The sequence below is a fragment of the Deinococcus sp. AB2017081 genome (assembly GCF_034440735.1).
Taxonomy (GTDB): Bacteria; Deinococcota; Deinococci; order Deinococcales; family Deinococcaceae; genus Deinococcus; species Deinococcus rufus.
This window is the reverse complement of record NZ_CP140098.1, coordinates 1060040-1072824: the sequence shown is the minus strand read 5'-3', so window position 1 is coordinate 1072824 and position 12785 is coordinate 1060040. Positions and strand designations below refer to the sequence as shown.

The window sequence follows — 12785 nt, the reverse complement described above, 5'->3', positions numbered from 1 at the left end:
GCGCGGCGGGTCAGTGAACGAGGCTGCGGGGCACGGGACTCGCCCAGCGCTGGCGCACCCACGCCTTGACACTGCTTGCGGCGGGCGTGTCGCGCACCAGCACCGCCAGCAGTTCACCGGGCCGGAAGCACGCGACCAGCACCCGGTCACCGAACTCCAGCTGCGCAGCCCGCACGCTGCCCTGGGCGTCCAGATGGGTGCCCAGGGTGCTGGCGCTGGTTCCCAGGAAGCGCAGGTACATGCCCACCTGAACGTTCAGTTCACCCTGTACCCCCAGCAGCAGGCCGTCCTCGCTGAACAGGGCCGCGCTGATCACGCCGGGCAACAGGGTCAGTGGGCGCAGCAGGGTCTGTGCGGCCACACCAGGATCCTCCGCCGGCACGGCAGGACGCGGCCCGGCCGCCGCCGGCACCGGACGGGCCGGCGGCGAGGCGCTCAGGTCGAGCTCCGGATGCTGGGGCGACAGCCACTCCTGCAGGGCGGGCAGCAGCGTCTCGGAGCGCAGCGGCTTGCGCAGCACGTCCAGGGCCCCGAGTTCCCGGGCCCGGATCCGCAGGCCGTCCTCGACGACGCCGGTCATCAGCACCACCGGCAGGCTCGGGCGTCCCTGGTGCAGGGCGCGCGCGAGTTCTAGGCCGTCCATCCCCGGCATCCGGATGTCGGCCAGCACCAGCCCGGTGTCGGCCGTGACCGCCCGCAGCGCAGCCGTGGCGCTGTCGGCCACCTGCACCGTCAGGTGCGGTGAGAGCAGCCGTTCCATGGCGGTCAGCACGCCAGGACTGTCGTCCACGATCAGGACGGCAGGGCGCGGGGAGGCGGGGCCGGTCATGGATCCAGCGTACGGTGACACACTTCACCCTCGTCTTACGTGCCGTCCGGCCTTCGTGAAAAATCCGCGCCCACCGCCCCCGACGGCCGCCCCAGCCGGGGGCCTGGACGGACGCGGCTGGCATACTTCAGGCATGAGCGCCCCCACGACGCCGCTCCCGACCCGCCCAGCCGTCCCCCCCTCCACAGACGTGGCCGGGTGAACCTGCGGGAGCTGCTTGCCCAGGACGCGCGGCTGCCCGGCGTGTGGACATGGGTTCACGCGCACATGCAGGGCGACGCCGCGCACGACGACGCCCACCTGCTGCGCGTGGCCCGCTGGACGCGCCGCTGCGCTCCCGATCTGCCGGCCGGCCCGGCCATCGCCGCCGCCTTCACGCACGACGTGGTGAACCTGCCCAAGAACCACCCGCAGCGGGCGCAGGCCAGCGAACTCAGCGCCCGGGCGGTCATGTACACCCTGCCGGGCCTGGGCTTCACGCCCGCCGAGACGCTGGACGTCGCGCTGGCCGTGCGCGACCACAGCTACTCACGCGGCGCGGTGCCCGACACCGAACTGGGCGCGGCGCTTCAGGACGCCGACCGGCTGGACGCCCTGGGAGCGCTGGGCGTGCTGCGCGTGGCGGGTGTGGGCGGGCAGCTGGGCCGCGCCCTGCTGCACCCCACCGATCCGTGGGCCCAGGCCCGCGACCCGGACGACCTGGCGTACACCGTCGATCACTTCTTCACCAAGCTGCTGCGGCTGGACGGCACCTTCCGCACCCCCGCCGGACAGGCCGAGGCGCGGCGGCGCACGCTGACCATGCGGGCCTTCCTGGCCGAACTGGCCTCGGAACTGGAAGTGGCCCCGCCGGAGTGAGGATCAGATGCAATTCAAGCAAGCTGGATTGAGCAATTCCAGGGCAGAGGATTAATTGCGTTGCGTTCTATTTGATGCTTGCAGATCAGGTGGGGAGGTGTGTCCGACTTAGGAGCCGAAGGTTGACCAACCCGGCAGCACACCCCCAGGACAGGCCACGACGAGCCGGGTCATTTTGGTAAATTCTGATTTACACGAAGTTTCCTGAGCTTGCACATGGCGTTTTCGACGGTTATGTGAACCTTCGAGATTTCGTGCCAACCGCTGCACTTGGAGCACCAACGTACTTTGCCGCTGAAATATCTATCAAGCAAGATGGCTCAGGCAAAAGCATCTCCCCAGCAACCTCGCAGTGGGCAAGAAGAGGCTTGCATCGGGATCAGTCGACCTCGCGCACAGGACGAATCAGCTTTCTCCTTTCCTCTAATTGCCCTGCCGCAATACCTTCCAAGCCATCTCGCACATTCTGGCCGACCCTGTAGACGTAGCAGTACCAAGCACCATCTATCGCGTAGAGCTGGTCATCTTCGCCAATGTATAGATCATACGAATCGCAGCTTTTACAAGATCCAACCGGGAAGAGGCGAAAATTTTCCCGCATCCACCACGTTAGGTCATCGAACATACCCAGTCCGTACCCAATGCCGAAGGTGAGGGACGCGCACTCCAGATCCTTGTGCGCGTGGATGTGTCGTTGTGCAGCAGGAAAATACACGAAGCCCTCACGCAGAAGTTCGTCCAGTGCGTCCTCAAAAGAAATCGTCATCGAAGTCCTTTTCCTGGCACCACTGTACTGTGCCGCCCCACACTCAATTGTTGATGGAAAGGCTGAGCCCTCAGCCCTTCCCCACCGCCTGCGTGACCCGCGCCAGCACACTCAGCGCCACCTGAAGCTCCTGCTCGTCCAGCCCCGCCCCGATGCCGTTGGCCCACTCGTACTGGGCGGTCTCGATGGTGGTCAGCGCCCGTTGACCTTCCAGCGTCAGACGCAGCAGGTGGGCGCGTTTGTGCTCCGGGTTCGGCAAAGTCTCGGCCAGCCCCTCGGCGACCAGCAGGTCGGCGGTGCGCTGCACGCTCTGGCGGGTCAGACCCATCAGGCGCGCGACCGCCGCCACGGTGCGGGGCGTGTCGTCGATGCAGCCCATGACCTGCCAGCGCCCGCTGGTCTGCCCGGCGGGGGCACTCAGGCGGTCGCCGGCGGCCGTGAGCAGCCCGTTCAGGCGCAAGACCTCCAGCACGAGGTCGGTGAACGCGGCTCCGGCGGGCGTGTGCGGCATGTATTGACAGCATACTGTCAATCTGCGTACACTGGGCAACTTGACAGCAGTCTGTCAATCTGGAGGTTCGCCATGACCGACGACCGCCACCGTTCGCCGCCCCAGGACGACATCCACGCTTTGGGCCGCTGGGCCGACGACCATCTGGCCGCCCACTGGCAGGAGGTGCTGGATACGCACCGCGAGAAGCTGGCCGACGCCTACGCCCGCGCCGGGGACGCTGCCTACGGCACCTATCAGCACCTGCTGCTGCGTGATCTGAAGCGCCAGCTCCGCGAGGCTGGGCTGGTCGCCACCCCACCCCTGCCCGGCGACTTCATGACCTCCCGCGAGTGGGGGAACGCCGATCAGACCGATCAGGAGCGCTGGATGTGGAGCACCATCCACGCGGCATCGGGGCAAGCTCTTGGGACGCTCGTGCATGTCATCCCGCACGACCACACGCGCTTTCATGTGCCCCGGCGTCCGGAGATGTTCGGCATGGCCGAGACGGCACCGGAGGCAGTGGAAGACGTCCTCAGCGCACGCTCCAGCGCCTTCGCAGCGGCCCTCCCCTTCCACGAGTGGTACGAACAGTATCTGGCCGGCCACATCGAACATTAAAGACCCGATGAAGGCCCACCGTGGGGCATCCTCACATCTTCCACAGAGAACATGGAGGTGTAGGCCAACCAACTGAAAAGCTTCACAGCCAGGTTCCGCCCTCGTTCGCGGAGCCGTCACCCATTCCGCTGCGCCCGACAGGAGAGTCATGACCGATCGTCAGTTCATCGAAGTCCAGGGTGCCCGCGAGAACAACCTGAAGAACGTGTCATTGCAGATCCCCAAGCAGAGCATCACGGTGTTTACCGGCGTGTCCGGCTCGGGCAAGTCGTCGCTGGTGTTCGACACGATCGCCGCCGAGGCGCAGCGGCAGCTCAACGAGACCTTCACCGCCTTCGTGCAGGGCTTCCTGCCGCACTACGGGCAACCGGACGTGGATCACATCGGGCACCTGAACGCGCCGATCATCATCGACCAGAAGCGGGTGGGCGGGGGCTCGCGCTCGACGGTGGGGACGTACACCGACATCGCCGCCGTGCTGCGCGTGCTGTTCTCACGGGTGGGGCAGCCGTCTGCCGGCCCGGCCTTCCACTTCTCGTTCAACACGCCGCAGGGCATGTGCCCCGAGTGCGAGGGCATCGGCACGACCACGCAACTGCGGCTGGACAGGCTCCTCGACCGCACGAAATCCCTGAATGGCGGCGCGATCCTGCACCCGGAATTCAAGGTCGGCAAGTGGATGTGGAAGATCTACGCCCTGTCGGGCCTGTTTGATGTCGACAAGCCCATTCAGGACTACTCCGAGAAGGAGCTGCACGACTTCTTGTACGGCCGTGATCTGAAGGTGTCGCTGGGCGAGATCAACATGACCTACGAGGGGCTGGTCGAGCGCTTCACCCGCATGTACCTGAAAAAAGACGCGGCGGCCATGTCGGAGCGCAACCGCGCCGTGTTCGAGGGCTTCACGACCTCGCAGACCTGCCCGGTGTGCCACGGGCAGCGGCTGAACGCGGCGGCGCTGGCGTGCCGCATCGGGGGGCACAACATCGCAGAACTGTCGGAGCTGGAGGCGACCGAGCTGATCGCCTTCCTGGGCGACCTGACCGATCCCACCGCCCGCACCATCGCCGCCCGGCTCATCGAGCGGATGACGCACCTGGATCAGATCGGGCTGGGCTACCTGAGCCTGGGGCGCGAGACGGCCACGCTGTCGGGCGGCGAGTCGCAGCGCCTGAAGATGATCCGGCACCTGGGCAACAGCCTGACCGACATGCTGTACATCCTCGATGAGCCCAGCGTGGGCCTGCACGCCCGCGACGTGGCCCGCCTGACCGGCCTGCTGCGGCAGCTGCGCGACAAGGGCAACACCGTGCTGGTCGTCGAGCACGACCCGGACGTGATCGCGGTGGCCGACCACGTCGTGGACATCGGGCCGGGGGCGGGCACGCACGGCGGCGAGATCGTGTTCGAGGGCAGCTACGCCGCGCTGAAGTCGGCCGACACGCTGACCGGGCGGCATCTGGCCCAGCACCTGCCGCTGAAGACCGACGTGCGCTCACCGAAGGGCTGGATGACCGTGCAGGACGCCACCCTGCACAACCTCAAGGGGGTGACGGTGGACATTCCGACCGGCGTGCTGACCGTCGTGACGGGCGTGGCGGGATCGGGGAAAAGCACCCTGATCAACGACGTATTTCTGGCACAGCACCCGGACGCCGTCGTGATCGACCAGTCTCGGGTGACCGCCAACAGCCGCTCGGCCCCGGCGACGTACACCGGCATCATGGACGACATCCGCAAGGCGTTTGCGAAGGCCAGCGGCGCCCCCGCCTCGCTGTTCAGCTTCAACTCCGAGGGCAGCTGCCCCAACTGCACCGGCCTGGGCGTGACCTACACCGACCTGGCCTTCATGGAGGGCTTCGCCCAGACCTGCGAGGTCTGCGAGGGCAGGCGCTTCCGGCCCGAGGTGCTGGAGCACCACCTGCGCGGAAAGACCATCAGCGACGTGCTGGACATGACCGTGGAGGAGGCGCTTGAGCACTTCACCGAGAAGAAGATCCGGAGCGTGGTGCAGGCCATGCAGGAGGTCGGGCTGGGCTACCTGACGCTGGGCCAGCCCCTGAGCACCGTGTCCGGCGGCGAGGGCCAGCGCCTGAAGCTGGCGACCGAACTGCACAAACAGGGCAGCGTGTACGTGATGGACGAGCCGACCACCGGGCTGCACCTGTCGGACATCACCCTGCTGCTGGGCATCGTGGGGCGGCTGGTCGATGCCGGCAACACCGTGATCCTGATCGAGCACCATCTGGACGTGATCCGGCAGGCCGACTGGCTGATCGACCTGGGGCCAGAGGGTGGCCGGGGCGGCGGCGAGGTGCTGTATTCAGGCCCACCGCAGGGGCTGCTGGACGTGCCGCGCAGCGTGACGGCGCGGTTCCTGCTGCCGGCGTGACCGAGGACATTCCAGCGCTGATCCGGGCGCACCTCCCCGGTCTGGCGGGCCTCGACATCACCCTGCTGGGCGAGGGCACCGACCACCGCGTCTATGAGGCCGGCGGGTGGCTGCTGCGTGTGCCCAGACATGGAGAGGCGGGCGCGGCGCTGGAGGTCGAGGCGGGGGTGCTGCGCTGGCTCGCGCCCCAGCTTCCCCTGCCCATTCCGGCCTATGAGGTCGCAGGGCCGGAGTTCGCTGGGTACCGCACACTGAGCGGTACGCCGGGGATCGGCCTTCAGGAGCCTTCTCCTACCCTCGGCACCCGCCTGGGCACCTTCCTGCGTGCCCTGCATGACGTGGATGTGGGCAAGGCGGCGGCCCTGGGCGTGCCGCCAGACGACGACCCGGCATTGAGCGAATGGATGGCGGCAGCGCGGGATGATCTGGACGTTGCGGCTGGGCAGCACCTCGTCGATCCAGACGTTCACCGGATCATCCGGCCGTATCTGCTCGAACCGCCCCCGCGATCTCCCCTGCCGCCCCGGCTGATCCACGGCGATTTCGCTGCGGAACACGTGCTGCTGGACGGGTCGGGCGACCCCTGCGGCGTCATCGACTGGAGCGACATGATCGTGGGCGACGTGGCGCAGGACTTGGGCGGCCTGCTGCACTGGGGCGGGCCAGGGCTGCTGGAGGCGGCCCTCCAGACCTACGGCCCGGTCGACCACGCCACCCGCCAGCGTGCCCGCGTCTACGCCACCTGCCGCGCACTGGGCGACCTCGTATTCGGGGAGCAGACGGGCCGGTCAGCGTACGTGCAGGCCGGGCAATCGGCGCTGACGAGGCTCTTCCCTGACCCGCCACGCTGAACTACTCCAGATGCGCGTGGTCGTTGTACGTGTGGAGCGTCCAGCGGCCACCCGTGCGGGTCAGCGTGGTCAGGCTGGTGTGGGCCAGCACGTACGGGAACGGCAGGACATAGCCGGGCATCGGCTCGGTCGGCCACCCGAACAGGGCACACAGCAGCGCCCGGATGGCCGCCCCGTGCGAGAACGCGATGACCCGGCCGTCCGGGAGTTCCTGTGCCCACGCGCAGAGCCGGGCGGCGACCGCGCCCATGCTCTCGCCGCCGCCGGGGGCCGGGCGGCCCCAGGGATCGAGCTGCCAGTCGTGGTACTCGGGGTCGTGCAGCACGTCGTCCGTGCCGGCCCCCTCATACTTGCCGAAGTTCAGCTCGCGCAGGCGGTCGTCCAGGGTCAGGGGCGTGCCGGGCAGGGTCAGCTCGGCGGTTCGTACGGCGCGGGCAAGGTCGCTGCTGTACGCCGCGTCGTAGCGGCGGCCGACCAGCCGCGCCGCGAGCCGCCCGGCCTGCTCCTGACCGACCATGCCCAGCGGCGTGTCCGTCCAGCCCTGCCAGCGGCCGGCCCCGTTCCAGTCGGTGGCCCCGTGGCGCACCAGGGTCAGGTGCAGGGTTCCGGGCGTCACGGCCGGGCCTCGGGATCGGGCTCGGCGCTGCTCGTGTCCTGCCCGTCGGCCAGCGGCGGCACCGGGCGGGGGCGGTTCTGGTCGTCCAGCGCCACGAACACGAAGGTGCCGGTGGTGGCGAGTTCCTGCTCGCCGGTCGGCATGTGCTCGCGGTATACGTCTACGCGGATGGTCATGCTGGTGCGGCCGACCTTCACGACCTGGGCGTCCAGCGCCACGGCGTCGCCCACGCGGATCGGCACGTGGAAGTCCACGCCGTCCATGCGGGCCGTGACCACGTTGCCGCTGGCGTGCCGCACGGCGGCGACACTCGCGGCCTTGTCCATCAGCGACAGCACCCAGCCGCCGAAGGCCGTGCCGTGATAGTTCGTGTCCTTCGGGAACACCAGTTCCAGCATGCGGGCGCGGCTGCGCGGCGCTTTTCCAGGTTGTTCGTCCATCCCGTTACCCCTTGTCTCCCCCGCCACCTGGCCGGGGGCGTGCGGCCGTGAGTGTAGCGGGGAGCGCACGTGGGAGCGGCCGGGCTGTCCAGGGGCCGGCGGGGCGCGGGGCCATCCCGCCGGGCGTGAAGACCGGCTCCAGGGCACCGGGTGATTGACACCCCTGCATGCCCATGACACCATGCGCAGTACCCACAACTTATACCCCGTCCAAGAGGGCTGGCGGCCTGTGTCCGCGCCTCCTGGCACCCCGGAGGTTCACCTATGAGACGACTCCACCTGATCTCCACCCTGGCGCTCCTTGCGGCCTCCTCTGCCCTGGCCGACCGGGTCGTGAACATCGGCTACTCCGGCCCGCTGTCGGGCGGCGCGGCCTTCTACGGCAAGGACGTGCAGTCCGGGCTGGATATGGCAATCAGTGAGCTGAACAAGGCGGGCGGGATCACGGTCAAGGGCGAGAAGGTGACCTTCAAGCTGGTGGCGCTCGACGACCGCTACCTGCCCAACGAGACGGCCACCAACGTCCGGCGCCTGACCTCCCAGGGCATCGACATCGTGTTCGTCCCGCACTCGGGCGGCATCCTGACGGTGCAGCCGCTGACCGCGCGTGACCCCGAATTCCTGCTGGTCGCGTACTCCAGCGAGCCCAAGATCCTGGAGTCGAAGAATCCCCTGACGTTCATGCTGCCGCCGCGCTTCGACAACTACTTCCAGCCCTTCGTCAGCACCCAGATGAAGGCCTTCGGCAAGAAGCTGGGCATGATCGGCACGACCTCCGCCTACGGCAAGCAGTGGGCCGAGGGCGTCACGGCCGAGTGGCAGAAGCAGGGCGGCACGGTCGGCGCGAACAACGGCGTGGACTACAACACCACCGTGGACTACTCCAGCGCCGTCACCAAGGCGCTGTCCGAGAAGCCCGACGTGCTGTTCATCGGCGGCCCCAGCCAGCCCACCGCGCTGGTGGTCAAGGCCGCCCGCGAGCAGGGCTTCAAGGGCGGGTTCATCATCATGGATCAGGCGAAGTTCGAGCAGATGGATCAGGTCGTGCCCAAGTCGTACCTGGACGGCTCGGTGGGCGTGTATCCCACCATCCTGTTCCCCGGCACCCAGGTCTTCGTGGCGCAGTACCAGCGCCAGTACAAGAAGATCCCCACCAGCGAGGCCGGGCTGAACTACATGGGCATGAACGTCGTGGCCAAGGCCATGGAACTGGCGGGCACCACCGACGATCCCAGGGCCATCCGCGCCCAGCTGAACGCCGCCGCCAAGGCTCTGCCGCTGAGCAAGACCGTGTACAAGATGCTGGGCGTGACGGCCGACGGCCACGCCGACGCCGAATTCGTGATCGCCAGCGTCAAGGGCGGCCAGTACACCAAGCTGCGCCTGAGCAAAGTCTTCAAGTAAGCCCCTGTCGGCGCGCCCCGTACTTGTTGCGGGGCGCGTCCGTCCTATCGCCACCAGACCGAGTCCCACCGCTTCAGGAGCTTCCACTTGACCACCTTCATGCAGCAACTCTTCAATGCCCTGGCGCTGGGCGGGGTCTATGCCCTGGTCGCGCTGGGGCTCACGCTGGTCTACGGCGTCATGCGCGTGCCGAACTTCGCGCACGGTGGCCTGTACATGCTCGGGGCGTATTTCTGCTACGCCGCGCTGAGTGGCCTGGGCATCGGCTACGTGCCGGCGCTGCTGCTCTCGGCGCTGGGGGTGGCGGTGCTGGCGGCGGGGCTCGAACGCCTGATCTTCTACCCGCTGCGCAATGCCCCGCACGTCCATCCCATGATCGCCGCGATCGGTGTGCTGTTCTTTCTGGAGGCGGCCGTGCAGCTGATCTGGGGGCCGGACTTCAAGCAGATCCAGGAACCGGTGCCGGGTATCCTGAACGTGGGCGGCGTGATCATCACGTGGCAGCGCCTGATCGTGATCGTGGCGAGCGTGCTGACCATGCTGGGCCTGAACTACTTCCTCAAGCGCACCCTGACCGGCACCACCATCGAGGCCATGAGCCAGAACCGGGAGGGGGCCCGGCTGGTCGGCATCGACACCAACCGCGTCGGGATGCTGACGTTTGCGATCAGTGGGGCGCTGGCGGCGGTCGGGGCGTCCCTGATCGCGCCGATCAACTCGGTCGCGCCCAGCATGGGCGAGGTCATGAACCTCAAGGTGTTCGCCATCATCATCCTGGGCGGCATGGGCAGCGTGCCGGGGGCCATCGTGGGGGCGTTCCTGCTGGCCTTCACCGAGGTCTTCGGCGGCTTCTACATCTCGCTGGACTTTGCTGACGTGATCGGCTTCGCCATGCTGGTGCTGGTGCTGGCCCTGAAGCCGGCCGGGCTGTTCAGGAAGGGCGCATGACGCCGGGGGCTGTGAAGGTGGGGCAGTGGGGCTGGATCGCCGCGTTCGTCGTGGCCGCCCTCTTCCCGCTGCTGCGCCCGTCGGGCTACCTGCTCGACATCGGCATCAACGTGATGATCTGGGCGATGGTCGCCTACGGCCTGAACGTGATCCTGGGTTATACGGGGCAGCTGTCGCTGGCGCACGCGGGATTCTTCGGCATCGGCGCGTACACGGTGGGCATCCTGACCCTGAAGGCCGGCTGGAGCTTCTGGGTGGCGTGGCCGGTGGCGGTCGCGCTGTGCGCCGTGCTGGGGCTGCTGCTGGGGCTGGTGGCCTTCCGCACGCGCGGCGACGCCTTCGCCATCTTCACGCTGGGGGTGGGCGTGATCGTCATGCTGGTGATCAACAAGTGGGATGCCCTGACCGGCGGCAACGAGGGCCTGAACGGCGTGAACCCGCCCGCCGGCCTGGAGGCGCTGTCGGCGGGGCTGGGCCTGAAGCTCTCCGGGGGCTTCTACTACCTGGCGCTGATTTCCCTGGCACTGACCGTGCTGGTGGCGGCCCGTGCCCGCTTCAGCGTGTTCGGACGCTCGCTGATCGCCGTACGCGGCAGCGAGGATCTGGCGCGCAGCGCCGGCATCGACGTCTACTCGCACAAACTGCGGGCCATGATGCTCTCGACCGCCATCGCGGGCTTCGCGGGCGGGCTGTACGCCGTATACGTGGGCTTCCTGGGCTCGGCCGTGACCGGGCCGGTGACCACCTTCACGGTGCTGCTGTACCTGCTGGTGGGCGGTCTGGGCACGCTGGCCGGCCCCCTGATCGGCACCGCGCTGATGTACGTGCTGACCCAGCTCCTCCAGGGACTGGCCGACTACCGCTACATCGTGTTCGGGCCGCTGCTGGTGCTGCTGGTCATGTACGCGCCGCACGGGCTGTGCGGCCTGTGGGATCGCGTGCGTGCCCGCCGCGCTGCTCCCACGAAGGCGGCAGCCCATGACTGAGTCGACCTCTCTGCTGGACGTGCAGGGCCTGGGCATCCGCTTCGGCGGGCTGGACGCCGTCAAGGATGTGACCGCCGTCATTCCCGCCGGGCAGATCACCGCGATCATCGGCCCGAACGGAGCGGGCAAGAGCACCTTCTTCAACCTGATCTCCGGGTTCTACCAGCCCACAGCCGGCAGCATCCGCTTTGCCGGCGAGGACATCACGCGCCTGAAGACGCACGAGGTCGTAGCACGCGGCATCGCCCGCACCTTCCAGACCACGACCATCTACCGCGAACTGAGCGTGCTGGACAACGCCATGATCGGCCACCGCGTCCGCACGCGGGCCGGACTGTGGGACGCCCTGCTGCGGACGGGGCGCGAGAAACGCGACGAGGACGGCAGCCGCGCCGGGGCCCTGCAGGCGCTGGAGCGCGTGGGCCTGTCCAGCCGCGCCCACCTCCCCGCCGGGGCGCTGACGCAGGAGGGCCAGAAGCGCGTCGGCATCGCCATGGCGCTGTCGAGCGACCCGAAACTCCTGCTGCTGGACGAACCCGCCGCCGGCATGAACCCCGAGGAGACCGTCCGGCTGATGGCCCTGATCCGTGACCTGGTGGGCGGCGGCCTGAGCGTCGCCCTGGTCGAGCACAAGATGAGCCTGGTGATGGGGCTGGCCGACCGGATTCTGGTGCTGCACCACGGCCAGAAGATCGCGCAGGGCACGCCCGCCGAGGTCAGCCGCGATCCGGCGGTCGTCGAGGCCTATCTGGGCAGCCACGCCCACGGCGGCCAGATGGGCCAGCGCACAGGAGCCGACCATGCTTGATGTCCAGAACCTGCGCGTGAACTACGGCCCCTTCACCGCCCTGCACGACATCGGCCTGACCGTGAACCCCGGCGAGATCGTCGTGCTGCTGGGCGCGAACGGCGCGGGCAAGAGCACCCTGTTCCGCACCCTGAGCGGGTTGCAACGTCCGGCGGGCGGCGCAGCCACGTGGAACGGCACGTCCCTGACCGGTGGCAGGCCGGAATTCAACGTCGCCCACGGCGTCGCGCAGTGCCCCGAGGGCCGCCTGCTGTTCCCGGAGCTGAGCGTGCAGAAAAACCTGCGCCTGGGGGCGTATGTCCACCGGAAAGACCCCGCCGGCACCGAGAAGGAACTCCAGCGCGTGTACGACCTCTTCCCCATCCTGGTCGAGAAGAAGCACGATCCGGCGGGCAGCCTGTCGGGCGGGCAGCAGCAGATGGTCGCCATCGCCCGCGCCCTGATGGCCCGGCCCCAGCTGCTGCTGCTGGACGAGCCGTCGTTGGGCCTGGCCCCGCTGGTCGTCGAACAGGTCTTCCAGACCGTGCAGCGCGTCAACGAGGCCGGCGTGAGCGTCCTGTTGGCCGAACAGAACGCCTTCGCCGCGCTGGGGATCGCACACCGGGGCTACGTGCTGGAGAGCGGGAAGATCACGCTTCAGGGCACGTCGGGCGAACTGATGAACGACGACCGGGTGAGGAGTGCGTACCTGGGGGTGTAGGGGCCATAGGAGTGTCGGCGCCAGCCAACAGATTGCCCACCCCCCAGCCCCCTACCCGAAGGGTAGGGGGAGC

14 protein-coding genes are annotated in these 12785 nt (G+C 68.3%); 9 read left to right on the top strand and 5 right to left on the bottom strand.

Going from position 1 to position 12785, the window contains the following annotated elements:
- Nucleotides 1-10: 10 nt before the first annotated feature.
- Nucleotides 11-829: a response regulator gene (locus U2P90_RS05235; RefSeq protein WP_322474076.1), complete on the bottom strand. Its 819-nt coding sequence runs from the start codon at nucleotides 827-829 to the stop codon at nucleotides 11-13.
- Between the two features lie 198 nt (nucleotides 830-1027).
- On the opposite strand from U2P90_RS05235, the gene U2P90_RS05230 reads away from it, so the two are divergent.
- Nucleotides 1028-1687: an HD domain-containing protein gene (locus U2P90_RS05230; protein WP_322474075.1), complete on the top strand. Its 660-nt coding sequence runs from the start codon at nucleotides 1028-1030 to the stop codon at nucleotides 1685-1687.
- A 379-nt stretch (nucleotides 1688-2066) separates the two neighbouring features.
- Here U2P90_RS05230 and U2P90_RS05225 read toward each other — a convergent pair whose 3' ends face one another.
- Both U2P90_RS05225 and U2P90_RS05220 read right to left on the bottom strand, forming a co-directional pair.
- Nucleotides 2067-2453: a hypothetical protein gene (locus U2P90_RS05225; RefSeq protein WP_322474074.1), complete on the bottom strand. Its 387-nt coding sequence runs from the start codon at nucleotides 2451-2453 to the stop codon at nucleotides 2067-2069.
- A gap of 70 nt (nucleotides 2454-2523) precedes the next feature.
- The gene (locus U2P90_RS05220) at nucleotides 2524-2964 is read right to left on the bottom strand and encodes a MarR family winged helix-turn-helix transcriptional regulator (RefSeq protein WP_322474073.1); all 441 of its coding nucleotides are present in this window, start codon (nucleotides 2962-2964) and stop codon (nucleotides 2524-2526) included.
- A gap of 72 nt (nucleotides 2965-3036) precedes the next feature.
- Between U2P90_RS05220 and U2P90_RS05215 the strand changes: the two genes are divergently transcribed.
- The 3 genes from U2P90_RS05215 to U2P90_RS05205 all read left to right on the top strand — a co-directional run bounded on the left by U2P90_RS05215 (nucleotide 3037) and on the right by U2P90_RS05205 (nucleotide 6810).
- On the top strand, nucleotides 3037-3567 hold the full coding sequence (locus U2P90_RS05215; RefSeq protein ID WP_322474072.1) for a DUF6022 family protein: 531 nt from the start codon (nucleotides 3037-3039) through the stop codon (nucleotides 3565-3567).
- Between the two features lie 148 nt (nucleotides 3568-3715).
- A complete protein-coding gene (locus U2P90_RS05210) occupies nucleotides 3716-5959 on the top strand; it encodes an excinuclease ABC subunit UvrA (protein ID WP_322474071.1) in 2244 nt (747 codons plus the stop codon).
- The gene (locus tag U2P90_RS05205) at nucleotides 5956-6810 is read left to right on the top strand and encodes a phosphotransferase (protein ID WP_322474070.1); all 855 of its coding nucleotides are present in this window, start codon (nucleotides 5956-5958) and stop codon (nucleotides 6808-6810) included. The genes U2P90_RS05210 and U2P90_RS05205 overlap by 4 nt, the downstream gene beginning before the upstream one ends.
- Nucleotide 6811: 1 nt before the next feature.
- Here the strand turns inward: U2P90_RS05205 and U2P90_RS05200 are convergent, their stop codons facing one another.
- Entirely contained in the window at nucleotides 6812-7426 is a 615-nt protein-coding gene (locus tag U2P90_RS05200; protein ID WP_322474069.1) for a histidine phosphatase family protein, read from the bottom strand.
- Nucleotides 7423-7866 carry an acyl-CoA thioesterase gene (locus U2P90_RS05195; protein WP_295819726.1) on the bottom strand — a complete coding sequence of 148 codons (444 nt, stop codon included), beginning with the start codon at nucleotides 7864-7866 and terminating at the stop codon, nucleotides 7423-7425. Before U2P90_RS05195 ends, U2P90_RS05200 begins: the two co-directional genes overlap by 4 nt.
- Nucleotides 7867-8130: 264 nt before the next feature.
- On the opposite strand from U2P90_RS05195, the gene U2P90_RS05190 reads away from it, so the two are divergent.
- The 5 genes from U2P90_RS05190 (at nucleotide 8131) to U2P90_RS05170 (ending at nucleotide 12712) form a co-directional block, all read left to right on the top strand.
- Nucleotides 8131-9270 (top strand): ABC transporter substrate-binding protein, encoded by a 1140-nt coding sequence (locus U2P90_RS05190; RefSeq protein WP_295819724.1) that lies wholly within the window; start codon nucleotides 8131-8133, stop codon nucleotides 9268-9270.
- Nucleotides 9271-9357: 87 nt separating this feature from the next.
- Complete coding sequence (locus U2P90_RS05185; protein ID WP_322474068.1) at nucleotides 9358-10218, top strand: branched-chain amino acid ABC transporter permease; 861 nt, start codon at nucleotides 9358-9360, stop codon at nucleotides 10216-10218.
- A complete protein-coding gene (locus U2P90_RS05180; protein ID WP_322474067.1) occupies nucleotides 10215-11204 on the top strand; it encodes a branched-chain amino acid ABC transporter permease in 990 nt (329 codons plus the stop codon). Before U2P90_RS05185 ends, U2P90_RS05180 begins: the two co-directional genes overlap by 4 nt.
- Complete coding sequence (locus tag U2P90_RS05175; RefSeq protein WP_322474066.1) at nucleotides 11197-12012, top strand: ABC transporter ATP-binding protein; 816 nt, start codon at nucleotides 11197-11199, stop codon at nucleotides 12010-12012. The genes U2P90_RS05180 and U2P90_RS05175 overlap by 8 nt, the downstream gene beginning before the upstream one ends.
- Complete coding sequence (locus U2P90_RS05170; protein WP_322474065.1) at nucleotides 12005-12712, top strand: ABC transporter ATP-binding protein; 708 nt, start codon at nucleotides 12005-12007, stop codon at nucleotides 12710-12712. Before U2P90_RS05175 ends, U2P90_RS05170 begins: the two co-directional genes overlap by 8 nt.
- Nucleotides 12713-12785 lie beyond the last annotated feature (73 nt).